Source organism: Geobacillus sp. C56-T3, assembly GCF_000092445.1.
GTDB classification, from domain to species: Bacteria; Bacillota; Bacilli; order Bacillales; family Anoxybacillaceae; genus Geobacillus; species Geobacillus thermoleovorans.
Window position 1 is genome coordinate 1,297,225 of sequence record NC_014206.1, and the last position, 23,092, is coordinate 1,320,316.

27 protein-coding genes are annotated in these 23,092 nt (G+C 56.6%); 21 read left to right on the plus strand and 6 right to left on the minus strand.

The features are described from left to right. Positions 1-87: 87 nt before the first annotated feature. The 15 genes from GC56T3_RS06585 (at position 88) to GC56T3_RS06655 (ending at position 12,549) form a co-directional block, all read left to right on the plus strand. A complete protein-coding gene (locus tag GC56T3_RS06585) occupies positions 88-1,044 on the plus strand; it encodes an ABC transporter substrate-binding protein (RefSeq protein ID WP_012820717.1) in 957 nt (318 codons plus the stop codon). Beyond that, complete coding sequence (locus GC56T3_RS06590) at positions 1,031-2,065, plus strand: iron ABC transporter permease (RefSeq protein ID WP_013144861.1); 1,035 nt, start codon at positions 1,031-1,033, stop codon at positions 2,063-2,065. The genes GC56T3_RS06585 and GC56T3_RS06590 overlap by 14 nt, the downstream gene beginning before the upstream one ends. Further along, entirely contained in the window at positions 2,062-3,534 is a 1,473-nt protein-coding gene (locus GC56T3_RS06595; protein WP_012820719.1) for an adenosylcobinamide amidohydrolase, read from the plus strand. The genes GC56T3_RS06590 and GC56T3_RS06595 overlap by 4 nt, the downstream gene beginning before the upstream one ends. Then, the gene (gene cbiB / locus GC56T3_RS06600; protein ID WP_013144863.1) at positions 3,531-4,505 is read left to right on the plus strand and encodes an adenosylcobinamide-phosphate synthase CbiB; all 975 of its coding nucleotides are present in this window, start codon (positions 3,531-3,533) and stop codon (positions 4,503-4,505) included. Before GC56T3_RS06595 ends, cbiB begins: the two co-directional genes overlap by 4 nt. Next, a complete protein-coding gene (gene cobD, locus GC56T3_RS06605; protein ID WP_013144864.1) occupies positions 4,462-5,532 on the plus strand; it encodes a threonine-phosphate decarboxylase CobD in 1,071 nt (356 codons plus the stop codon). Before cbiB ends, cobD begins: the two co-directional genes overlap by 44 nt. Further along, positions 5,529-6,086: a bifunctional adenosylcobinamide kinase/adenosylcobinamide-phosphate guanylyltransferase gene (locus GC56T3_RS06610; RefSeq protein WP_013144865.1), complete on the plus strand. Its 558-nt coding sequence runs from the start codon at positions 5,529-5,531 to the stop codon at positions 6,084-6,086. The genes cobD and GC56T3_RS06610 overlap by 4 nt, the downstream gene beginning before the upstream one ends. Further along, on the plus strand, positions 6,083-6,871 hold the full coding sequence (locus GC56T3_RS06615) for an adenosylcobinamide-GDP ribazoletransferase (RefSeq protein ID WP_012820723.1): 789 nt from the start codon (positions 6,083-6,085) through the stop codon (positions 6,869-6,871). Before GC56T3_RS06610 ends, GC56T3_RS06615 begins: the two co-directional genes overlap by 4 nt. After that, on the plus strand, positions 6,829-7,461 hold the full coding sequence (locus tag GC56T3_RS06620) for a histidine phosphatase family protein (RefSeq protein ID WP_012820724.1): 633 nt from the start codon (positions 6,829-6,831) through the stop codon (positions 7,459-7,461). The genes GC56T3_RS06615 and GC56T3_RS06620 overlap by 43 nt, the downstream gene beginning before the upstream one ends. Next, entirely contained in the window at positions 7,413-7,829 is a 417-nt protein-coding gene (locus tag GC56T3_RS06625; protein ID WP_012820725.1) for a bifunctional adenosylcobinamide kinase/adenosylcobinamide-phosphate guanylyltransferase, read from the plus strand. The genes GC56T3_RS06620 and GC56T3_RS06625 overlap by 49 nt, the downstream gene beginning before the upstream one ends. Positions 7,830-7,843: 14 nt before the next feature. After that, the gene (locus tag GC56T3_RS06630) at positions 7,844-8,422 is read left to right on the plus strand and encodes a cob(I)yrinic acid a,c-diamide adenosyltransferase (RefSeq protein WP_011231740.1); all 579 of its coding nucleotides are present in this window, start codon (positions 7,844-7,846) and stop codon (positions 8,420-8,422) included. Beyond that, positions 8,419-8,907, plus strand: a complete 489-nt coding sequence (locus GC56T3_RS06635; RefSeq protein ID WP_013144866.1) for an ECF transporter S component — start codon at positions 8,419-8,421, stop codon at positions 8,905-8,907. Before GC56T3_RS06630 ends, GC56T3_RS06635 begins: the two co-directional genes overlap by 4 nt. Beyond that, on the plus strand, positions 8,900-9,616 hold the full coding sequence (locus GC56T3_RS06640; protein ID WP_013144867.1) for an AIR synthase related protein: 717 nt from the start codon (positions 8,900-8,902) through the stop codon (positions 9,614-9,616). The genes GC56T3_RS06635 and GC56T3_RS06640 overlap by 8 nt, the downstream gene beginning before the upstream one ends. Positions 9,617-9,833: 217 nt before the next feature. Continuing rightward, complete coding sequence (gene sigX, locus GC56T3_RS06645; RefSeq protein WP_012820728.1) at positions 9,834-10,379, plus strand: RNA polymerase sigma factor SigX; 546 nt, start codon at positions 9,834-9,836, stop codon at positions 10,377-10,379. After that, complete coding sequence (locus GC56T3_RS06650) at positions 10,357-11,451, plus strand: GerMN domain-containing protein (RefSeq protein WP_013144868.1); 1,095 nt, start codon at positions 10,357-10,359, stop codon at positions 11,449-11,451. The genes sigX and GC56T3_RS06650 overlap by 23 nt, the downstream gene beginning before the upstream one ends. Positions 11,452-11,736: 285 nt before the next feature. Beyond that, positions 11,737-12,549 carry a histidinol-phosphatase gene (locus GC56T3_RS06655; protein ID WP_013144869.1) on the plus strand — a complete coding sequence of 271 codons (813 nt, stop codon included), beginning with the start codon at positions 11,737-11,739 and terminating at the stop codon, positions 12,547-12,549. A gap of 261 nt (positions 12,550-12,810) precedes the next feature. Here the strand turns inward: GC56T3_RS06655 and serA are convergent, their stop codons facing one another. The 3 genes from serA to GC56T3_RS06670 form a co-directional block, all read right to left on the minus strand. Continuing rightward, a complete protein-coding gene (gene serA, locus GC56T3_RS06660; RefSeq protein ID WP_012820732.1) occupies positions 12,811-14,385 on the minus strand; it encodes a phosphoglycerate dehydrogenase in 1,575 nt (524 codons plus the stop codon). Between the two features lie 221 nt (positions 14,386-14,606). Next, positions 14,607-15,110 carry an inorganic diphosphatase gene (locus GC56T3_RS06665; RefSeq protein WP_011231730.1) on the minus strand — a complete coding sequence of 168 codons (504 nt, stop codon included), beginning with the start codon at positions 15,108-15,110 and terminating at the stop codon, positions 14,607-14,609. 164 nt (positions 15,111-15,274) lie between these two features. Continuing rightward, positions 15,275-15,523 carry a ferredoxin gene (locus GC56T3_RS06670; RefSeq protein WP_011231729.1) on the minus strand — a complete coding sequence of 83 codons (249 nt, stop codon included), beginning with the start codon at positions 15,521-15,523 and terminating at the stop codon, positions 15,275-15,277. Positions 15,524-15,776: 253 nt separating this feature from the next. Between GC56T3_RS06670 and GC56T3_RS06675 the strand changes: the two genes are divergently transcribed. From GC56T3_RS06675 to GC56T3_RS06695, 5 genes are all read left to right on the plus strand, one after another. After that, the gene (locus GC56T3_RS06675) at positions 15,777-16,823 is read left to right on the plus strand and encodes a helix-turn-helix domain-containing protein (RefSeq protein WP_013144870.1); all 1,047 of its coding nucleotides are present in this window, start codon (positions 15,777-15,779) and stop codon (positions 16,821-16,823) included. Further along, on the plus strand, positions 16,811-18,334 hold the full coding sequence (locus GC56T3_RS06680; RefSeq protein ID WP_013144871.1) for an ATP-dependent DNA helicase RecQ: 1,524 nt from the start codon (positions 16,811-16,813) through the stop codon (positions 18,332-18,334). The genes GC56T3_RS06675 and GC56T3_RS06680 overlap by 13 nt, the downstream gene beginning before the upstream one ends. Further along, positions 18,318-18,887 carry a CPBP family intramembrane glutamic endopeptidase gene (locus tag GC56T3_RS06685; RefSeq protein ID WP_013144872.1) on the plus strand — a complete coding sequence of 190 codons (570 nt, stop codon included), beginning with the start codon at positions 18,318-18,320 and terminating at the stop codon, positions 18,885-18,887. Before GC56T3_RS06680 ends, GC56T3_RS06685 begins: the two co-directional genes overlap by 17 nt. Before the next feature lie 4 nt (positions 18,888-18,891). Beyond that, positions 18,892-19,434 carry a LysM domain-containing protein gene (locus GC56T3_RS06690; RefSeq protein WP_012820736.1) on the plus strand — a complete coding sequence of 181 codons (543 nt, stop codon included), beginning with the start codon at positions 18,892-18,894 and terminating at the stop codon, positions 19,432-19,434. 109 nt (positions 19,435-19,543) lie between these two features. Beyond that, the gene (locus GC56T3_RS06695; RefSeq protein WP_013144873.1) at positions 19,544-19,990 is read left to right on the plus strand and encodes a YpbF family protein; all 447 of its coding nucleotides are present in this window, start codon (positions 19,544-19,546) and stop codon (positions 19,988-19,990) included. A gap of 27 nt (positions 19,991-20,017) precedes the next feature. Here GC56T3_RS06695 and GC56T3_RS06700 read toward each other — a convergent pair whose 3' ends face one another. Genes GC56T3_RS06700 through GC56T3_RS06710 form a run of 3 tightly spaced genes read right to left on the minus strand, consistent with a single transcriptional unit; the run spans position 20,018 to position 21,108 of the window. Beyond that, on the minus strand, positions 20,018-20,587 hold the full coding sequence (locus tag GC56T3_RS06700) for a manganese catalase family protein (protein WP_012820738.1): 570 nt from the start codon (positions 20,585-20,587) through the stop codon (positions 20,018-20,020). 33 nt (positions 20,588-20,620) lie between these two features. Continuing rightward, positions 20,621-20,881, minus strand: coding sequence for a spore coat protein CotJB (locus GC56T3_RS06705; RefSeq protein ID WP_013144874.1), 261 nt, complete (start codon positions 20,879-20,881; stop codon positions 20,621-20,623). Further along, the gene (locus GC56T3_RS06710; RefSeq protein WP_013144875.1) at positions 20,878-21,108 is read right to left on the minus strand and encodes a spore coat associated protein CotJA; all 231 of its coding nucleotides are present in this window, start codon (positions 21,106-21,108) and stop codon (positions 20,878-20,880) included. The genes GC56T3_RS06705 and GC56T3_RS06710 overlap by 4 nt, the downstream gene beginning before the upstream one ends. A gap of 265 nt (positions 21,109-21,373) precedes the next feature. Between GC56T3_RS06710 and GC56T3_RS06715 the strand changes: the two genes are divergently transcribed. Continuing rightward, on the plus strand, positions 21,374-23,032 hold the full coding sequence (locus GC56T3_RS06715) for an IS1634 family transposase (RefSeq protein WP_041468308.1): 1,659 nt from the start codon (positions 21,374-21,376) through the stop codon (positions 23,030-23,032). The last annotated feature ends 60 nt before the right edge of the window (positions 23,033-23,092 follow it).

Sequence of the window (23,092 nt, forward strand, 5' to 3'; positions counted from 1 at the left end):
ATTGGCGGTCTGTTTCGCGCTCATTCCCAGATTTAGGCGGAATGGGCGTTTTTTATTGTACATACATCACTGAAGGGGGAATGACGGATGAAACGTTGGACATGGCCGGCGGTGGTGGCGGTGTTCTTCCTTTTGGCCGCCGTGCTCGTCGGCTGCGGCGGGGCGAATGGCAGCACCGAGCCTGCGAAAAAAGAAGAACCGAAAACGGAACAAGCGGCGTTTCCGGTGACGGTGAAAGACGGGCTTGGCGAGGATGTCACGATCAAAGCGGAACCGAAAAAGATCGTCTCGCTCATCCCAAGCAATACGGAAATCGCCTATGCGTTGGGGTTGGGCGATAAGATCGTCGGCGTCAGCGATTTTGACAATTATCCGGAAGACGTCAAAACGAAAACGAAAATCGGCGGCATGGAATTCAACGTCGAGAAAATCATTTCGCTCAAACCGGATCTTGTCTTGGCCCACGCGTCAAGCGCCCATAACTCGCGCGATGGCCTCAAGCAATTGAAAGACGCCGGCATCACCGTGCTTGTCGTGAATGACGCGAAGTCGTTCGACGATGTGTATGCGTCCATCGAATTGATCGGCAAAGCGACCGGGACGACAGACAAAGCGAAGCAAGTGATTAAGGATATGAAAGAGAAGCTTGCGCAAATTCAAGAAAAAGCGAAACAAATCCCGGCGGACAAACAAGCGAACGTCTGGATTGAAGTGTCGCCGCCGCCGCAGCTGTATACGGCCGGCAAAGGGACGTTTATGGATGAGATGCTTCAAGTGATTTCAGCGAAAAACGTCGCCGGCAGCTTGGAAGGCTGGCCGATGGTGACGGAAGAAAAAGCCGTAGCCTATAAGCCGGACGTTATCATCACGACATACGGCGGAGCGAAGCAAGTGTTTGCGCGCGCCGCTTGGAAAGACGTGCCGGCGGTGAAAAACAAGCGGGTGTATGACGTCAACACCGACTTAGTAAGCCGCCCGGGTCCGCGCCTTGTCGAAGGGGTCGAGGAACTTGCCAAAGCCATTTACCCGGATGTGTTCAAGTAAAACGTGGATGTATATATTGGCCGTCACGGCGGCCATGTTATCGTTGCTCGTAGGGATATCGACAGGATCGCTGTCGATTCCCTTTTCTTCTATTGTTCGCATTCTTGCGTCCGAATGGTTTGGTATGCCGCTTCCGTCTGACATTCCGGCCGATTGGGTGCCGATCGTGATGGCGATCCGCTTGCCGCGCGTCGTGCTCGCTTTTTTGGTCGGGGCGTCATTGGCACTGGCTGGCGCGGCGTTCCAAGGGTTGCTGAAAAATGCGCTCGCCGATCCGTACACGCTCGGCGTCTCGTCCGGCGCCTCGGTCGGGGCGGTGCTCGTCATCTTTCTCGGCTGGCAATGGCCGCTCTTTGGCACGTTCACGCTGCCGATCGTGAGCATTTTATGCGGCATGGCGACGCTTGTCGCCGTTTTGGCGTTCACTCGCGCGGTTGAGCCGCAGCTGTCGGTTGAGACGATCATTTTAGCCGGCATTATCTTCGGCGCGTTTTTCAGCGCGTTCATTTCACTGATGATCGCTTTGACCGGGGAAGAATTGCGGCAAATCATCTCATGGCTGATGGGAAGCGTCGCGATGCGCGGCTGGAAATACAGCGGGCTTTTGTTGCCGTTTTTTCTCATCGGCGCGGCGGTGCTTCTCGCCAACGGCCGCGAGTTGAACGCGTTTGCTTTTGGCGAGGCGGCGGCGCTTCATGTCGGCGTTGATGTTACGCGCCGAAAAGTCATCATTTTGACGGCGGCGGCGCTGCTCACCGGCGCGGCGGTGTCGGTGTCCGGGACGATCGGTTTTGTTGGGCTCGTTGTTCCGCATATGGTTCGGCTTGTGTGCGGGCCAAACTACCGGGTGCTGCTGCCGCTGTCGCTCTTGTATGGCGGGGCGTTTCTTGTGCTTGCCGATGTGGCGGCGCGGACGATCATCGAACCGCGCGAACTGCCGATCGGCGTCATCACCGCGCTGATCGGCGCCCCGCTATTTGCCGTCTTGTTTTTCCGAAAAATGAAGCGAAAGATGGGATGATGATGCTCGAGGTGCGGGCCGTATCGCATCGGTATGGACCAAAGCAAGTGCTTGATCGTGTGACGTTTTCCGTGGAAAAAGGGGAGCTTTTTGGCATCGTCGGGCCGAACGGCAGCGGAAAAACGACGCTGCTGAAACTCATTTGCAAAGAGCTTCCGCTTGCCAGCGGTGAGATCAAGATTCATGGCCAGCCGCTTTTGGCGCTGTCTGCGAAGCAATGGGCGCGGTTTGCCGCCGTCCTGCCGCAGACAGCGGAGGCGGCGGCCGGCTATACGGTGAGAGAAACGGTGGCGCTCGGCCGCTACGCCCATCAGCGCGGCTTGTTTCCGACGTGGACGAAAGAGGATGAAGCGGCGGTTCAAGAAGCGCTTCGTGCGGTCGGCTTGGCTGACAAAATCGATGAGCCGCTTGAGCGGCTAAGCGGCGGCGAGCGGCAGCGCGCCTATTTGGCGCGGGCGCTTGCCCAAAAGCCGCAGCTGCTCTTGCTGGATGAGCCGACGAACCATATGGATGTGAGCGGCCAAGTCCGGCTTTTGGACCGGCTCGCGGAAGCTGCCCGCTCCCGCGATTTGACGGTCGTCGCCGTCTTTCACGATATGAACGTCGCTAGCTTATATTGCGACCGGGTGCTTGTGTTAAAAGAAGGAAAAACAGCGGCGCTTGGAACGCCGACAGATGTGATGACGCCGGCGCTGCTTGAGGAAGTGTTTGCCGCGCCGATTGTGCGTCTGGCTCATCCGGCGGCGGCAAAGCCGATGTTTTCGTTCGTGCCGAAAGGGAAACAAGAAGAATCGTCGGCCGGCGGGCTGCGTTTGTCCTTTCTTGATGACGCCGCTGTTCTGGCCTCCTGCCAGCCGCTTCGCGTCCTGTCCTCGGCATTGATCGGCGCTGGGTTTCAATGGGCGACCCATTTTGTCAACCGCCAAGTCGGGTTGGATTACGATTGCGGCGATGCGGAAGGAGACATGCGCCGCTATTTGGAGCAGCACGGGTTTTCGCCGGAACGAACGATCGGCATGATGACGGCGGTTGATGTCCGTGATGCCGTTTGGCTTCAGAAAGAAGGGGAAGCGTTTTCGGTGGCGGTCATGGCAACCGCTGGCGTCGGCAATGCGGTTGATGCCGCTCGGGCGTGGCAGCATAAGCCGCTTGCGGCAAGGCCGGGAACGATCAATATGGTGATTGTCATTGACGGAGTGCTGACGGAAGCGGCGTTTGTCCAGGCGATGATGACGGCGACGGAAGCGAAGGTAAAAGCGCTCGCCGATCGTTCCGTTTGCGACCCGGAAACAAGGACGCTTGCCACCGGCACGTCGACCGATTCGCTCGCCGTGGCGGCGACGCAAACCGGGCGGACGTTTGCCTATGCCGGAACGGCGACGGAACTCGGGCGCGCGATCGGTCGGCTCGTGTATGAAGCGACGATCGAGGCGCTTGACCGCTACAAGCGGCGGAGGGGGCGGCGATGACGCATTTGCTGGCAATGACGTTGGCTTTGCTGTTGGATGCGCTGCTTGGCGACCCGCGCTGGCTGCCGCACCCTGTGCGCGGGATGGGAACGCTGATTGCGTGGCTTGACCGCCGCTGGAATCAAGGAACAAAGCGGCGGGCGAAAGGGGCGGCGGCCGTGGCGGTCGTGTTGGCCGCTGTTTACGGGGTATCGGCGTTGGTCGTTTATGTGGGCTACGCGCTGTCCGTATACGTGGGGGTGGCGATTGAGGCGGCGCTCATTTTCATCACCATTGCGACCAAAAGCCTCGCTGAAGCGGCTGAGGATGTGCGCCGGCCGCTTGAAGCGGGCGATCTTCCCGAGGCGCGGCGGGCGCTGTCGATGATCGTTGGCCGCGACACCGAGCGGCTCGATGAGGCCGGCATCACCCGCGCCTGCGTCGAAACGGTGGCGGAAAATACGAGCGACGGCATCACGGCTCCGCTCTTTTACGCGGCCTTGGGCGGCGCGCCGCTTGCCATGCTGTACCGGGCAGTGAACACGTGCGATTCGATGCTCGGCTATAAAAATGAAACGTATCGCGAATTTGGCTGGGTGGCCGCCCGGCTGGACGATGCGCTCAACTACATTCCGGCGCGGCTGACGGCGCTCGTGATGGTGTTGGTCTGCGGCGGCCGCCGCCTTCGTTTGGCGCTGTCGATATTGTTTCGCGATGCCCGCCGCCACCCAAGCCCGAACAGCGGCTGGCCCGAGGCGGCGATGGCTGGATTGCTTGGGGTGCAGCTGGGCGGGACGAATACATATGGCGGCGTCGTCTCTGAGCGGCCGACACTCGGCGATCCCGATGTTCCGCTGCGCTCGGTTCATATTCGCCAGGCGGTCGGCATCATGATCAGAACGGTGCTCGCCTTTACGTTATTGCTGCTATGGATCGGGGGGATGATCGTTGCGTTGGCCGGCGCATGGGGCGAATCCGCGCGCGTTGTATGAGCAATGCGGATTGGCCCCTCCGAACGAATACATTGATTTCAGCGTCAATACGAACCCATATCGACTGCCGCCGTCGGCTTGGCCGAACGGCGAGGAATGGATTCGCTGGGCCGGTGAGTATCCGGATTCGGAAGCGAAGGCGCTCAGGGAGCTCGTTGCCAAGCAGGAGCAGATTCGACCCGGACAAGTGCTGGTGACGAACGGGGCAGCGGAGGCGATTTATTTGTTGGCCGCGCTGCTTGCCGGCCGGCGCGTCGGCATCTTGGAGCCGACGTTTTCCGAGTATCGGCGCGCCTGCCTTGCTTACGGATGCGAAGTCAAGTCTTTGCTGGCAGAGGAAAACCGCGGTTTTTCGTACGACATTGACCAAGCGGCGGCATGGGCAGCGGAATGCGACGCGGTTTTTTTCTGTCATCCGAACAATCCGACCGGAACCGTGATGCCGGAGCGTGATCTCCGCTCGCTCGTCGCTGCAGCGGACCAAGCGGGGACGTATATCGTGGTGGATGAGGCGTTCTATCCGTTTTGGCGCGGCGGATTTACAGCCATGCGGTGGCTGGATCGCTATCCGCGCCTCATTGTGCTTCGATCGTTGACGAAAATCCATCATCTGGCCGGCGCGCGCCTTGGTTATGTCGCTGCCGACGAGGCGGTGATCGCTTCGCTGAAAACGCATCAGCCGCCATGGAGCACAAACTGCATCGCCCAACAATTGGCGCTTCGTTTCATGGCGATGGAATCGTTTGTCAAGTGGACGAAAGAACGGATCGCCGCCGAGCGGGAGCGCGTGTTTCGGTCGCTGCCGGCCGGCCGGTATGCCGTCTCGCCGTCGGTGGTCAATTTTTACTTGCTGCGTCCGCTCTCCGGACGGACAGAGGATTTGTTTTTCTATTTATTGCAGCAAGGAATCGTCCCGCGGCATACAATGAATTTTCCTGGACTGGACGGACGTTACGTGCGGCTTGCGGTCAAAACGCAGGTGGAAAACGATCGGCTGCTTGAAGCGCTTGCGAGGTGGAGCGGATGATGGTGTTTGTCAGCGGCGCCGCGCGCAGCGGAAAAAGTGAAGCGGCGGAAGCATGCGCCATCCGGCTTTCTCGCGGCGGTCGGCTTCACTATATCGCCACCGCGCAGGCAATGGATGAAGAAATGGAAGCGCGCATCCGCCGTCATCAAGAGCGGCGCGCGGCGCAGGCCGCGCATTGGACAGTGTGGGAAGCCCCGTTCTCTTCTCAGGAGATTGCCGCTTCCCTGCGCCCAGATGATGTCGTCCTGCTTGATTGCTTGACGGCCTGGCTGGCTTACGAACTGTTTTCCGGGGAACATTGGAAAACAGAAGAGGACGACCGGGCCACCGCACGCCGCTTGCTTGACGGAGTGCGGGCGTGGGATGCCGCCTGCCGCGCGGTCGTGATTGTATCGAACGAGCTGTTTGCCGGGGGTGTTCCGGATGATCCTGGCACATTTCGCTACATGAAAACGCTTGGCTTGCTTCACCAACAGTTGGTCGCGGAAGCGGCGGCCGCCGCGGTCGTTGAATGCGGCCTTCTCCGCGTGAAAAAAGGGCGGTGGCCGGGATGAAGCAAGCATGGAACGGATGGCTGTTGGCGTTGCAGCTGTTTACCACGATCCCGATTCGGCGCTCGATCGAATGGAACGCCGCCCATGTCCGCTGGCTCGTGCGCTGTATGCCGCTTGCGGGGGCGCTGATCGGGGCGCTTTCGGCCGGAGTGTATGCACTCTTTTCCTCGTTTTCATTCAGCTCGCCGCTTGTTTGGGCGCTTCTTCTTCTTTGGCTTGGCATTTGGATGGCCGGGGGGATGCACGCTGACGGCTTTATGGATGTGAGCGACGCGTTTTTTTCGTACCGCGACGTCAAGCGGCGGCAAGAGATCATGTCCGATTCGCGCGTCGGCGCGTTTGCGGTGTTGTCGCTTATTTGTTTGTTGTCATTTCGTTGGCTGTTTCTGTACGAATCGCTCCAGACAGGCGTTCCGCCGGCGCTGTTCGCCGCCGTTCCGCTGTTGTCGCGGGCCGGGGCTGCCTGGCTTCTTTCCGTCGGCAAGCTGGCAAAGCCGACAGGAATGGCTGCATCGCTTCGCGAATATAGTTCATGGCGTGATGCCATTTGGGCGCTTGGACTCGCTTTTGTATTGCTTTCGCTTCTTTGTGCATCCACCGCCATTTCGGTGCAAACAGGGGCGGCGCTGGCTGCAGCGGCTGTCGTTTTGGCGGCGGCGGCAAAGCCGTGGGCAGAAAAACAGTTTGGCGGCATCACCGGTGATGTGCTCGGCGCGCTGATCGAAGGAGGAGAGACGGTGCTATGGGGCGTCATTTGGCTCTTACACTCATCCGTCATGGGATGACGGAACAAAACCGACGTCGGGCGTATATCGGCTGGACGGACGCGCCGCTTGCGGCCGCGGAGCGCAATCGGTTGTGCCGTTTGCAGCTTGAGCGGCCGTATCCGGTCGACTGCATGGTCACAAGCGACCTTCACCGCTGTCGAGAAACGGCCGCCTTGCTGTTTGGCGGACGCGGGGCAGATTGGTGCACCAGCCGCTGGCGCGAGCTTCACTTTGGCGCTTGGGAAGGAAAAACGTTTGCTGAGCTGGAAGCGGAGCCCGCCTACCGCCAATGGCTTGCGTCGCCCTTTTCTGCGGCGCCGCCCGGCGGGGAGCGTTATGCCGACTTTCAAGCGCGCATCAAACAGGCGCTTGCGGAGACGATTGCTTTCGCTGAGCGGGCGGGCGCCCGTCATGTGGCTGTCATCACCCATGGCGGCCCGATTCGCCTCCTGCTCGAGCAGTATGCGCCCGATGCCCGTTCGTTCTGGGAATGGGAGGTGCCATTTGCCGGCGGATATACGTTGGAATCGACGATCGAGCGTTGGAAAGGGGGAGAGCGGTGCATTTCGTTATCGGCGGTGCGTTTCAAGGAAAACGAAAATGGGTGAGGGAACGGTATGGAATAAATGATGGAGTTCATATTGTATGGCATAACGGTTATTTGGAGCCGTATAGGCCGCCGGATGGCATCGAAACGGCAAAAACGGTCGTCTTTGACGGGTTGGAAGCCGCCATCCGCCCTTGTCCGGACCCAGACGAGTGGGAATCCTATTTCCGCGCTTGGCAGCGGTGGGAAGCGGCAGTGTCTGGCCGCACAGTCGTCTGGATTGGCACCGATGTGACGCAAGGCGTTGTTCCGGTTGATCCACAAGAGCGGCGCTGGCGCGACGCCGTGGGAATGTGCTACCAGCGACTAGCTTCCTTGTGCTGCCGCGTCGACCGCATTTGGTGCGGACTGGCGGAACGATTGAAATAAGGGGGAGAGGAAAAGTGAAATTGTATACGCGAACAGGAGACCAAGGAAAAACGAGTTTAGTCGGCGGGCGCGTGGACAAAGACCATTTGCGCGTCGAGGCGTACGGAACGATTGACGAGGCGAATTCGTTCATCGGATGGGCGCTTGCGTTATTGGCCGGCGATGAACGGTTTCGCGACCTTTGCGCTGAGCTGCAAAAAATCCAGCACGAGCTGTTTGACTGCGGCGGCGACCTGGCCATCGTCAACGGCAAGCTTCCGTATAAGGTGACCGAGGCGATGGTCACATTTTTAGAAGAGCGCATTGATGCGCACGTGCAAGAAGCGCCGCCATTGCAAAAATTCATTTTGCCGGGCGGCTCCAAGGCGGCTGCGGCGCTCCATATGGCGCGTACGGTGGCAAGACGGGCGGAGCGGTGCATCGTTTCCTTGCAAAAAGCGGAGCCGATCAACGATGTTGTGCTCAAATATATGAACCGCCTGTCCGATTATTTGTTCGCCGCTGCCCGGGTCGTGAATGCGCGTTTAGGGGTGAAGGACATCGAGTATGAACGGAGCGCGATTGTGTTCCGCGACAAGGAGGAGAAACAATGAACCGCCGATTGGCTTGGACGGCCGTTTGTTTGGCGCTTTCGGCGATCGGATCGTTCATCAAGCTGCCAACGTTTGTCGGCAGCATCGCTTTGGACAGCGCACCGGCGCTTGTCGCCGCCGGGGTTCTTGGCCCGCGCGCCGGAGCGGCGGTCGCTGGGCTTGGGCATTTGGTTTCGGCGTTGATCGGCGGTTTTCCGCTCGGCCCAGTTCATTGGTTTGTCGCTCTTGAAATGGCGGGGCTTGGCGCCCTGTTCGCCGTGCTGCATCGGCGGGGATGGAAAATCGGCAGCGCCGTCGTCTTTTTCATCGGCAATGCGTTTTTGGCGCCGCTGCCGCTTGCCGTTTCGTTCGGCTGGCCGTTTGTTTTTGCCGTCATTCCGCCGCTTTCGGCAGCCGCGGCGGTCAACGTGTTGATCGCGGTGGCCATCATGCCGGTCGTCGTCCGGTTGGCGGCGAAAGCGGGGGTGGAGGCGCCGCATGCGTGATGTGCTTTTCCTTCCGTTTGCCGACGGCATGGAGCTCGCCGTTGCGGCCGACGGTTCGGCGGCGGTCGGGGACAAGCCGGGCGACGTGGTATCTGCTCCGGTTGATGTGGTCGCTTATTTTGCCGCTCGCGTCGCTTTAATGGAATTAGTAAGCGTCGGAGCGGAAGCGAAAGCCGTCGTGCTGCAAAACTTCATCGCCGATGACCGGTGGGAAGCTCTTTGCCGCGGCGTCAGGAGAACGTGCCGCGAGCTGGGGATCGATCTCCCGATCACCGGCAGCACGGAATCGAATTTTCCCACCGTGCAGTCGGCGCTTGGCGTGACGGCCATCGGGACGGTGGCCAACGAACGGAAACGAATCGGCATCACGCCCGAAGAGGCGAAGTTTGCCGTCATCGGCCGACCGCTCGTCGGGGCTGCTGTGTTGGCCCGGCCCGAATGGGTGCTGCCGCTTTCCCTTTTCGCCGAGCTGATTGTTTCGCCCCATGTGTATGAGCTTGTGCCGGTCGGATCGAAAGGCGTTTTTTACGAATGGACAGAGCTTTTGGCTGCCAATCGCCTCCGCTTTCGCAGTTGTTCGTGTCCGCTGTCGCTTTTTTCATCCGGGGGACCGGCAACCGCCGTGCTGATCAGCTATGACCCAGCCGGCGAATGGAAGCTGAAACAGCAGGCCGGACCGCTCTTTTTTCCGCTGTTTGCCGAGCGGTAGCCATGTGCCCATTTCCGTTCAAAAAGTGGTTTTCTTTTTCATCGTCACCCGTTATCATGAAGATAATGGGATTTTTTTTGGCTGGGTTGTCGATCCAAACAAGGCGGGAGGGAAGGCAATGCCGCCGCTTTCGTGAAAAAAGAGCAGCAGGGGCAGCCCGATGATCAAAAGCAGATGAATGGCCGCGGTCCATAGGAGAGATAGGGGGAGAGAAACGATGGACCCCGTCTTTGAGCAGTTGTATGAAAAATATCACGATGACTTGTTTAATTTTTTGTTTTACATGGTGCGGAATCGAGAGCAGGCCGAAGATTTGGTTCAGGAAGTGTACGTCAGAGTGCTGCGCTCATACAAACGGTTTAAAGGGCAGTGCAGCGAAAAAACGTGGCTGCTGTCCATTGCGCGCCATGTGGCCATTGATTTTTTCCGCAAGCAAAAACGCCGGCGCCAATGGGCTGGTTCGGCGGAATGGAGCGAGGAACAAATCGGCGCCGACGAGCCGATTCCTGAGGAAATGGCGATTCAAAACGAGGAGATTCAGCTTATGTACCGTGGTTTGGCGCGCTGCACGGTTGATCAACGGCTTGTGCTCGTCCTTCGATTCATCCAGTCGCTGTCGATCGCGGAAACGGCGGAAGCGCTCGGCTGGACGGAAAGCAAAGTGAAAACGACGCAGCACCGCGCACTAAAGGCGCTCAAGCAATATATGGAGGAAGAGGCAAAACAGGAGGGGTGGCGGTGTGAAAAAGCTCAATTGGAATGAGCGATGCATTGAACATGGGCTTGAACAGTTGCCCGTCATCAAAGACCGGCGCACGAAAGAAGAAGTGTATGTCCGGCTGGTGCGCGCTCAGCGGATGGCGCGCTGGAAGCGGCGTTGGCTCCCTGCGGTTGCATCGGCGGCCGTGCTTGCATCGGCGGTTTATGCCGGTCCGCATTTCATCGTTCCAACACGTTCGGACAAAAAAGAGGCTTCCTCATCCCCTGTTCAGACGCTAGAGGCGGATGGCGCTTCCTCTCACCCAAAAGCGATGATGGCCGCCAGCGAACCGGCGAATGCAGTGGTGATTGCCTTGCCCGATGAGCGAATCGGCCAAGTGGTGCCAGTGGTTGTTCCCCTTCCTGGCCGTTTTGCCTCGGCAGAACGGCTGTCCGCGGCGCTCGGTGAGCTTGCCCGTTCCCCGTTGCGTGAGGCGTCCGCGTGGCTCGACGGTGTGAAGATGGCCCCGGCGGCAGGCGATGGGCGCGTATGGGTTGTTCGCGTTCCAGCGAGCCATCGCGTGTTTGCCGCCAGCCATGAGGAACAACGCCTCTTTTTCGACGCGGTCATGGAAACAGTGCGGCAGATGGGCGGGCGAAGCATCCGCTTTTTCACTGGGGAGGAAGAAGGGCTCGATTTGCCAGTGTTGGGTCGTCTAAAAACGACAAAAATCAACCAGCAGAAGCGAATGTATTATCAAAACCGCTCCTCCTCCTTCGGCTATACGGTGCTCATCCCGGCGCCAGGCAGCGCCCGCTCGTTTCCTGAGGCGCTCAAGCAGATGAAAAAATCGACGATCCACGGGCTTGAGCCGGCCATTCCACCAGGGGTGGAAGTTGATTCGGTCGATGTCGATGCGCGCCATGCTACGGTCCGGCTTCATTTGTCCGCTCGGCCAAGCGCGGAAGAAGCGGCGAGCATGGCGGAGGCCGTGCTGCTGACGGCGAAAGAGTTTGGGCTGCTTGACGTTACATTCGAGTCGAGCGGGTTATCGACTCTTGGCCCGTATCCGCTTGGGAAGCCGATCAACGTGCCGGCCGGACCGAACGCCGCGTTGCTGGCAACCGGCCCGTAGCCGCCAGCGTGAGCTCTTAGCGGTTTTTTTTGTTAATGTCGACGCGAGGCCGTTCTATCGGCGTTCGTTTTGACATAAGACATATATGGTGCGACATAGGCAAGGAGGGATGGAAATGGGCGATGTGATGAGACGCCTCTTGGCGGTGGCTGGTGTGGCGGTATGCGTCGGACTGTTGTTTCTTGTCGGCGCCAACGGATGATTGGATGAATATTCGCAAAACGGTTGTCCTTTCTTGCGGTAATGCGTTATAATGAGAAAAACAGCAGGAGAGGAGAAACGCCGATGTTGACCGATTATCATAATCATTTGGAACGAGGGACGTTGACGCTTGATTATTTGCGCCAGTTCACGGATGAAGCGGTCAAAAAAGGCATCCAGCATTTCGGCATTTCCGAGCACGCGTACCATTTTTACCAAACGAGAAACATTTTGTCCAATCCGTGGGTCGACGCGCGCCGCTGCTACGATATGGACGATTATGTCCGGCTGTTCCACGAAGCGTGGGATGCGGGCCTCGATGTGAAAATGTCGATCGAAATGGATTATACGCCGGGCAAACACGAGGAAATGGCCGCCTTTATCCGCTCATACGAGTTTGACTATGTCATCGGTTCGATCCATTGGGTCGACGATTTCGGCATCGACTTAGCCGAATATCGCCATGAGTGGGAACGGCGCGATTTGTACGATACATACCGCAAATATTTCGATCAAGTCGTGACGCTCGCCGAGTCGAATTTGTTTGACATTATCGGCCACCTCGATTTGGTGAAAATTTTTCAATACGTCCCGGAAGATGAGGAATTTTTGCTTGAACAATACGACCGGGCGACAACAGCGCTCGCCAATTCGAAAACGTGCGTCGAAATCAGCACCGCCGGGCTGCGCAAGCCGGTCGGCGAACTGTATCCGGATCCGCGCCTATTGAAAATGTGCTATGACAAAGGCATTCCGATTGTGTTGTCGTCCGACGCGCACGTGCCTGAGCATGTCGGCGCCGACTTTGACAAGGCGGTGGAACTCGCCCGCAGTGTCGGCTACACCGAGCTGATGACGTTCTCGAAAGGCGAGCGGAAGGCGGTGCCGCTCGGCTGAACGGAACTGACAAAACACGAGGGTGTCCCAAAAGGATCGGGACACCCTTTCTTAGTATGTAGGCGTAAAACAATCATTAAGAAACGATGCATTGTGTTTGGTTTAAGGAAAAACAACCTTTTGGGTCATGATCATCGCCTTTTCGCAAGAGGGAACTATACGATGCGAATGGCTGCTGTGGGGCTTGCTCGAACGAAAAACGCAGGCTCCTTTCTGGGAAGGCCTGCGTTTTTTGGATGATCTGCCCGCAGAAGCGGGTGGTTACGCTTCGAGCCGCTTCACCGTTTCGATGTCATCAATTTGCGCCAACGCCTGCAATACCTCATCATCGACCGGTTTGTCAAGCGATAAGATCATCATCGCCTTGCCCCCCGCTTCTTGGCGGCCGACTTGCATGGTGGCGATGTTGACATCGTGCGCCCCAAGCACGTTCCCGACTTTGCCGATCATCCCCGGCCGGTCTTGGTGCTGGATATACAGGAGATGGCCTTCCGGGGCAAAGTCGATGGCGACGCCGTCAAAATGGACGATGCGGTCGCCGTAGTTCGGCACGTGCGTTCCTTTGATCGTGAACGTTTTGTTTTCGCCATGGACGGTGAGCGAAATGCAGTTCGCATAGCCGTGCGTTTCATCGGAAAATTTTTCACCGTATGTGATGCCGCGCTCTTTGGCGACCATGGCGGCGTTCACCTCGTTGACGGTTGAGGCGACGCGCGGCCGCAGGAAGCCGGCGAGCAGGCTGCGGGTGATGTACGTCGTCTCCAGATCAGCGACCGTGCCGGCGTAGGTGACCGACAGCTCTTGCACCGGGATGTTCATAAACTGCGATGCAATCAAGCCGAGCTTCCGGCCTAAATGATAGAATGCTTGAATTTTTTCATAGACGTCTTTCGACAACGCCGGCAAGTTGATCGATGAGGTGACTGGCCGCCCTTCAAAAAAGTGGAGCAGCTCTTCCGCGACTTGGGTGGCGACGTTCAGCTGCGCTTCGACGGTCGACGCCCCTAAATGCGGCGTGACGATCACATTGTCAAACGCTAAAAGCGGATGATCCCCTGGCGGCTCTTGTTCAAAGACGTCGAGGGCGACGCCGGCGACATGCCCGCTTTCCAAGAACGGGATGAGCGCCTGTTCGTCGATGATGCCGCCGCGGGCGCAGTTGATCAAATAGACGCCCTTTTTCGTTTTCGCCAAGTTTTCCGTGCCAAGCAACCCGCGCGTTTCTTTCGTGAGCGGCGTATGAACGGTGATGATGTCAGCCACGGCCAGCACTTCGTCAAGCGAGTGAATCGAGACGCCGAGTTTTTCGGCGCGTTCTTTCGTTAAAAATGGGTCGTACACGTGCACGCTCATGCCAAAGGCGCGCGCCCGTTTGGCGACTTCCGAACCGATGCGGCCGAAGCCGATGATGCCCAATTTTTTGCCAAACAGCTCGTTGCCGACAAACGCCGAGCGGTTCCACTCCCTCGATTTGACGGAAATGTGCGCCTGCGGGATGCGTCGGACGAGGGCGGCCATCATGGCAAAGGTATGCTCAGCGGCCGAAATCGTATTGCCGTTTGGCGCGTTAATGACGACGATGCCGCGTTTCGTCGCTGCATCGACATCAATGTTGTCGACGCCCACCCCGGCGCGGCCGATAATTTTTAAGTTCGGCATTTTTTCCAATAGTTCTTCCGTCACTTTGGTGGCGCTGCGCACGAGCAAAGCGTCAAAGGTGTGCAATTCCTCTTCCGCTTCGGTTGTTTTCTTTTGCACGATGTCGATCTGCGCCGATGCGCAGAGCGGCGCCAAACCTTCTTCACTGATGGCGTCGGAAACGAGTACGCGAAACACAGTGGGTGCCCCTTTCTGTTTCAAGGATGTTAAATTTCTGATAATTTAACATGCGAAAGCGGTTTCTGTCAATGGGGGAAAAAGAAGTCATACCAATGAAAACGTTTTTTTGAGCAGGAATGTTCGGGGTTTGAAAAAGAAAAGCGCCCATATCAAACGACATGGGCAAAATTGTTCGGAAATAGAAAAACGGTGTCTGGTGAAATGAGATGTTGGACGGATTACTTGTTTTTCTGTTCGTTGTAGCGGGCGATGCATTCGTCGATCAATTTGGCGGCTGCTTCCGGCCCCTCCCATGTGCCGATTTCCGTCCGTTTCCCTTGCAAGTCTTTGTAGCGTTCAAAGAAGTGGGCGATTTCTTTCAGTTTGTGCTGCGGGAGGTCTTCAATCGATCTCACTTCGTCAAAGCGCGGATCTTCGACCGGAACGCCGATCAATTTCGCATCTTCTTCGCCGCTGTCGACCATGTTCAAATAGCCGATGACGCGCGTGTCGATGACGCAGCCCGGGAACGTCGGGTTTGTCGTGATGACCAAAATGTCGAGCGGGTCGCCATCCAGCGCCAACGTATTTTGCAAGTAGCCGTATTCAGCCGGATAAAACATCGGTGAATATAAGACGCGGTCGAGCTTGAAAATGCCCCGTTCTTTGTCGAATTCGTATTTGTTTTGGCTTCCGGTTGGAATTTCGATAAACGCTTCGACAATTTTATTTTCGAATGCCATAACCCGTTCCTCCTTTGTTGGTTATGTATACATGAAAACTTGTCCACCCAGCAGGCGCGGCGGACAAGCCAATTTTATTGTAGCACGTTCGTTCAAGATGCGCCACTTGTGATTTCACGCTTGCATCAAAAAACCCTCTTGCCGACAAGGCAAGAGGGGGAATGTCAGTCGAATTTATTCGGATCGCCGTCAAACGGCTCGTCAGCAACTTTGATCGATTCAGTCGGACAGCCTTCGAAGGCGTCCATCATATCGTCAATCAAAATCTCCGGCACTTCGACGATGCCTTGGTTGTCATCAAGGGTGACGTAGGCAATGCCGTCCTCGTCGTAGTCGTAAATGTCGGGAGCGGCGGCGCCGCAAGCTCCGCAGGCGATGCAAGTCTCTTTATCAACAATCGTATACTTTGGCATAAAAATCGAACCTCCCCAAGTTTATTGGAAACGGACGGGCCATCTCCGTGTTGCCTGCTCGGAAATGAACTTTTCACTTTTATAATAAGACCGTACGGCCGGCTTTTCAACAAAAAAATCGCTCTCTTGTATTTTTACACATATGCATCTTATTTAGTTTTGTTATCATATGGCGGAACTGTCAACCGATCGATTTTTTCTGCCGACCGGTTGGGCGATTTTTGCTACAATAGAGGCGAGGGAGGAACGCAGGATGCGGCATGGCTATGCCTCATTTTTGCTCGCCCATTGCTTGCGCCGCTTCAACGGCGAACGGACGCTGGCGGCGGTGTATCATTTATTTTCGGGAAAAAAATCGGCGCAGACGCTCCAAGACAGCAAATGGTTTCGGCTTGAGCCGCTGTTTGGCACATGGAAGAATGTGACGATGGCGGCGCTCGAGGAGGCGGCAATGGCGCTTGTCGAACAGCGACTCGCTTTATCCGCGAAACAGCGGACATACACGTTGACCGCGGCAGGGGAAGAATGGCTTGCCGAGCAAGCGGCGCTTTTCCCCCGCCATCTGAACGGCTGGCGCTATCATGAGGCGGAACCGCTGTTTTGGCAGCGTCTTTCCTTGATCGGGCAGACATTGTCAAACCTCGTCTATGGGCGGCGTTTTGCACCGATTTGCCGCGACGAGCGGACGCTTCAATGGGTGAAGCAATATTTGCTTGCAAAAGGATCGCGCCAGATGTTGGCCGAGACGCTGTATCAAGAGCTCATCCGGCTGCTTGAAGCGGTTTCGGAAGAGGCGGCGGTGATCTTTACGCTGCGTTTGACGAGCGCGGTCCGCATCGGCTGGACGATGGAGCAAATCGCGGCCCATTTGCAAAAGGACGCGCTCTACGTGCAGTTTCAATTCCGCAATGTGCTTCATTACATCATGGCGGAAGCTGAGGCTGGACGCGCTCCGATGATGGCCGAATTGATGAGCGGACTGGCGCCGGCGGTGCTGACACAATCGGCGCAAAAAACGTACGAATGGCTGCGGAAAGGAAAAACGATAGAAGATATTTCCAAGCTTCGCCGCTTGAAGCGAAGCACGATTGAGGATCACGTTGTCGAAATCGCTGCCAATGTGTCCGGTTTTTCGATCGCCCCGTTTGTCGACGATGAAAAGGAGGCGGCCATTCGAGCGGCGGCGCAGGCACTTAGGACGAGGAAATTGAAAGAGATTCGCGAGGCGCTTGACGGCAAAGTCAGCTATTTTGAAATTCGGCTCGTGTTGGCAAAGGAAGTGGGACGTTGGACGAGTTGACGAAAACGTTGCGCATGAAGTTCGGACATGCTTCATTCCGCCCGGGTCAGCGGGAAGTGGCAGAAGATGTGCTTGCAGGGCGCGACGTGCTGGCGATGCTGCCGACCGGAAGCGGCAAGTCGCTTTGCTATCAGCTGCCAGCGTATTTGCTTCAAGGCAGTGTGCTGATCGTTTCGCCGCTTGTGTCGCTCATGGAGGACCAAGTCGAGCAGTTGCGCCGGCGCGGGGAAAAGCGAGTGATTGCTTTTCACAGCCTGCTTGATGCCGAAGAAAAATGGCAGGCGCTCGCTTCGCTTGCGGAGTTTCGCTTTATTTACGCGTCGCCGGAGATGCTGCAGTCGGCAAAATTTTTAACGGCGCTTCGGCGCGTATGCATTTCGCTTTTTGTCGTCGATGAAGCGCACTGCATTTCTCAATGGGGATATGACTTTCGCCCGGACTTTTTAAAGCTTGGGGAGATCCGGCGCGCGCTCGGGGCCCCGCCGTGTTTGGCGTTGACGGCGACGGCGCCGCCCGAGGTGCAGGAGGATATTATTCGCACGCTCGGGATGGATGGCGCCCGCCGCCATATTCATTCCGTCGATCGTCCGAACATCGCCTTGTGCGTGGAGCATTGTTCATCAACGGAGGACAAAGCGGCGCGCTTGGCCGATTATGCCAAGCGTCTCGAAGGCCCGGGAATCATTTATTTTTCGAGCCGTCAATGGGCGGAAGAGATGGCGCGCCGGCTCGAACAGTGCGGCGCGGGGCGGGTCGCCTATTACCATGCCGGCATGGACGGGGAGCAACGGTTGCTCGTGCAGCAGCAATTTGTCTACGGTCAGCTTGACATCGTATGTTGTACAAGCGCATTCGGCATGGGCGTGAACAAAGAAAACGTCCGATTTGTGCTTCATTTTCATATGCCGGCCCAGCTCGAGGCGTATGTGCAGGAAATCGGGCGCGCGGGGCGTGACGGAGCGCCAAGCCTTGCTGTGTTATTTTATGCGGACGGCGATCGGGCCATGGCCCAGGCGGTGGCGGAGGCCGAGCTGTTAAGTCCGCGCGAGCTGCGTGAGTGGTGTCGGCGGCTGCCGGAAGGAGCCGGATGGGAAGCGGCGATGGCGACGCTCGAGGCTGCCGGATTCACCGACGTACAAAAGCGGCTGTTGGCGTATTTTTTAGAACGGGAACAACGGGCGATGCCTGGTTGGCTGACAGCGGAGGCGAAAGAGCGGCTGTACGGCAGGATGGCAGCCGCCATCGAGGCGCGGCGGCGCTGGAAGCGGAAAAAACTGCAGGAAATGGATGAATGGGTGCACTTGTCTTCGTGCCGGCGTCAAGCGCTTGTCCGCGCGTTTGGCGAGGAGCTGACGGATCAGCGGAATGCCTGTTGCGATCGCTGCGGGCTTTCGCTTGACGGCTATGAACGAGCCGTCCGCCGTCCGGAGGCGGCGCCGGTTCGCCATTGGCGCGAGGAGTTGTGGGACATGCTTTTTGGCGGGGGGCGGACGAATGAAACGGCAAAGTGAACAAATCCGGCAGATGACAGAGCGCGAGCTGCTTTTTCATCTTTATGTAACGCAAGGGTTGCTGCTTCTTGCCGCCGGCGGCTGTTCGCTCTTTTTGTTCGATTGGGCGGAGTGGCGCCGGCTTTGGCGGTTCGATCTCACCGATGTGCTGCTATACGGAGCGGGCGGGGCGGCGCTCGTGCTGGCGGTCGATTTTTTGGCCATGCGCTATTTGCCGGATGATTGGCATGACGACGGCGGGGTGAACGAAAAAATATTCCGCGGCCGCTCGATTCCGCATCTCTTTTTTTTATGTGCGCTCATCGCTGTGACGGAAGAATGGCTGTTTCGCGGCGTTGTGCAGACGCATTGGGGGCTTGGGGCGGCAAGCGTCGTGTTTGCCTTGTTGCATGTTCGATATTTGGAAAAATGGTTTTTGTTTCTCATGGTGATGCTTGTCAGTTTGTTTCTCGGCATGTTGTATGAGCAAACCGGAAGCTTATGGGTGACCATCACCGCGCACTTTTTGATCGATTTCGTGCTTGCGTTGCATATTCGGTCGGGAGAGGAGTGAAGCCATGGGAAGGACAGAGGAGAGCCGGACGCGGCGGAGCCTGAGGTTGGACGAGAGCGCACCGTCATCGCGCATCAAACGGCGGCGAAAAAAAGAAGAGCAAAAACGGAAATACGTTCCGTCTCGTCTGCTTCTGTTCTTGTTTTTGATCTTGCCGGCGGCTGTGTTGGCGATCCATCATGTCCAATCGAAGTCGGGCTCTGTGACGGTCGTCCGTCATGAAGAAAGAGGGGGCGAGACGGTGCGCATTATTCGAGACGACGAAGTCAAGGGGACAGAACAGGCGGCCAAACCGAAGCAGAAGGGCGCCGCCGACCGAGGAAGCGTCGGCGGTTGGGAAAAGACTGAACAATGGGGAAAGACTGATGATGAACAAGGAAAAATCATCACCCATGTCGTCGCAGCTAATGAAACGCTCTACAGCATCGCCATGAAATATTACGGCACGCCTGATGCGATCGATCTCATTAAAAAGGAAAACGGCCTATCGACCGGCCGCCTTCAGCCGGGGCAAACGCTGCGCATCCCGCTTCGCGGCGAACAGTAAGCGGGACGCTTTTTTGAACCAATATTGTCCGTTGCCCTCAGCTTTTTGTTCTAACGCCACCGTCTGCGGCATATGATGGACAATAGAAACGGGACAAGGGGGAGAGGAGATGGTCCATTTCCCGGATGAGTTTCCCATCGATGAAGTGGCGAAGGAAATGTTGATGGCCGTCATCGAAAAAAAGAAAAAATGGGAGCGGCTCGAAAAGCGGACGTTGCTCTTGCAGGCGGCCGCGTTTTCCGGTTTGGCCGTTTTCCTTCTTTATCTTTTGGCCAAGGCGGCGGCTTTTGAAACATGGAGCGAGCGGGTCGCCTGGTTTTTCGCCGCGCCGGCCCATGTGTTCATTCTGCTTCTTCTAGGCGCCGTTTATTGGGCGGCTGTCTATTACAAAGGAAAAAGCGAAAAGGCGGAAGACGACTTTCAAGCCCTCCGCTGCGAAATCATCCAAAAAAGCATCGATTTATGGAAGGATGAGGAACAATGGAGTCGGCGCCATCGGCTCTTTGAATGGATGAAACGGGAATACGACATCAATCTTTATTATGAACAAAGCTGAGCGGGAGACAGTGCCCGGCTCATCGGACTAGAACACTTTTTTATGGCTGCGTTCCTCTTTTAAAATTTCCACCGCTTCCCGGAATCGTTGGGCATGGATGATTTCCCGCTCGCGCAAAAAGCGGAGCCCGTCGTTTAAATCCGGGTCATCGCTCATGTTGATGATCCATTGGTAAGTGGCGCGCGCTTTTTCTTCGGCGGCGATGTCTTCATACAAGTCGGTGATCGGGTCGCCTTTTGCTTGAATATACGTCGCCGTAAACGGGTTGCCGGCAGCGTTATGGTAAAAGAGGGCGCGCTCATGGTCGACGTAATGGGGCTCCAGCCCAGCTTCTTTCAGCTGCTCCGGCGTTGCGTCTTTCGTCAGTTTATACACCATCGTCGCGATCATTTCGAGATGGGCGAGCTCTTCGGTGCCGATGTCGTTCAGCAGCCCGATCACTTTCGGCGGCAGCGTATAACGCTGGTTTAAGTAACGGAGCGCAGCGGCCAGTTCTCCGTCTGCCCCGCCGTACTGTTCAATTAAATATTTCGCCAGACGCGGGTTGCACGTGCTGACGCGGACTGGGTATTGCAATTTTTTCTCATAAATCCACATGATCCGTCCCCCCTTGCGTTCGTGATGAATCGGCTATACTTGCCAAGGCCACGGCGTGTCGTCCCAGTTCCATGGGTAATTGGAATAGCTATGGCCAAACTGCTCAAGCGGACCATAGGCGGCTTCAAACTGTTTTTTCAGCTGCTTTCGCTTTTGCGCGAGTTGGTTAAATTGTTGAATTGCCTGGTAGTCGGTTGGATGGGTGTCCAAATAGAGCGTCAGTTCAACGAGGGCAAAGTCGACCGCTTGCAGCTCCTCAAGCTGCTCGTAATACTCTTTCGGCCTTTGTTTCATGAGCCATCACCTTTTGTCTTCGTTTCGTAAGGGCTGTAATATGGATCGTAAAACACTTGCCAAAGCGTTCCTTTCATTAGCGCTTCGCGAAGCGGAAATTGCGGCAAGTTTGGCGGCTGGAAGCCGACGTATAAGTTCGGCGCCGTGACGTACGTTTTGACGTGGATCGGCGGGCACGGGTCAAACGGGCTGATGTATGGTTCATATTGTTTGCGCGTCGTAAACATAAAACCCCTCCTTTTTGGCAAAGTTCAGTCTATATGTATGATAGAGCGGTATCGTTCATGCCTGTTTGCCATGACGAATTATAGGAATAAAACTAAGGAGGAAAAAAATGGGCCGCCTATCGATGACAGCCATGGCTGCTGTTTTGTGCACTTACTTGTTTTTTCCTCACATTTCGCACCCTCCCGACGAAAATCGGGAGGATTTTTTCATTCCGATGTCGAATGAATCCTTGACACACAAGGAACGTAAAGGAGTTTTTCTCTCATGAATGTGAAAGTCAAAGGGGTCTATCGTAATGGTTATTTGAATATAATAAGTGTTCTAGTCAAAAAACTCGACATCCCCCACTTGATTGACCATCTTGTGCCCGTCGATCCACAATGCCAAACGCGAGTCAGCGATGCCGTTCAAGCCATCCTTTACAATCTATTTGACGGCCGGCAAGCCCTGGTTCACTTAGAACGATGGGCTCAGGAGATCGATCTGGAGAAACTCATCCGTCCCGGTCTCCAGCCTTCCTGGTTGAACGACGATGCCTTGGCCCGTCATCTCGACCGCTTGTATGAGGCCGATATTCACAAGGTCATCAGCACTTGCTTGATTCACATTTATCGCAAAGAAGGCCTTTCCCTCCGAGCCTTTCACGCTGATACGACGGACAAGACGGTTTACGGAGCGTATGAATCGGCCTCATTAGAGGCTTTGCAGATCACACATGGCTACAACCGCCATCACCGTTGGCAAAAACAGATCGGCTTCGGGCTGGTCGGCAACGAGGATGGCATCCCGTTTTACGGCGATGTGCATGACGGCAATCTATCGGATAAGGCGTGGAATCCTGAGGTGCTGTCGCGGATCCACGAACAGTTCAAACAAGCCAAGATCGACGACGAATGGATTTACGTGGCTGATTCCGCTGCCATGACGAAAGACACCTTGGCGCAGACGAAAGCCGCCCATGCCTTTTTGATCACCAGAGGCCCTTCGTCGCTTCGGATCGTGAAACGGGCGCTCGCGGAGGCCGATTCGCCTCACATCCCGTGGAGCGAACCCTTTACCCTGGCGGAGAGAAACGGCGCCACGTACCGGGTATGGGAAACGGCCGCGACCTATGAAGGCCACCCGGTTCGGCTGATCGTCGTTGAATCGAGCGCGCTCGACCAGCGCAAAGGAAAGACGCTCGAAAAAGAGCGGGTCAAAGAAGCGGAGCTTCTTCGTGAGGAACAAGTCCGTTGGGAGCGCCACCCCTTCTCCTGCCGCGAAGACGCCGAACAAGCCTTGACGTCCCTCAAGGCGTCCCTTCGCCCTCGGTTTCATCGAGTGGAGGCCGCGGTCGAAGAGATCGTGCGTCCGAAAAAACGGCGAGGACGGCCGAAAAAAGGGGCGGAACCCGAGACGGAGACGCTGTACACCCTTCGCCTAAACGTCGAATTCGACCAACCGGCATGGGAACAGGCAAGACGGAAAGCGTCCCGGTTTGTCCTCGTCACGACCGTTCCGAAGGAATGGAAGGGCCAACAAATGGATGCCCAAGAGATCTTGAAGCTGTATAAAGGGCAAATCTCGGTGGAAATGAACTTCGCGTTTTTGAAAGATCCGTTTTTCACGGATGAGATTTATGTCAAAAAGCCAGAACGAGTTGCCGTATTGGGCTATCTATTTCTCTTGGCCTTGGCGATTTACCGCGTTTTTCAGCGCCGGGTGCGTCAGTTCATCACACCGGAACACCCGTTAAAAGGGGCTGGAGGCCGCAAGCTGACCCGGCCAACCGGGCAGGCGATTTTTCAGCTGTTTCAATATGTGAACGTCGTCCTGTTCCAGCTGCCGGATGGACGCATCCAACGCGCACTGGATCGCTCCCTCAACCCGGATCAGCGAAGGATTCTGCAGGGATTGGGCATGGATGAGAGCATCTACGTCTAACATGATACAGAACGACTAGCGATGGTAAAAAAAGGATTGCCATCGCTCGTTGTGTTGGTC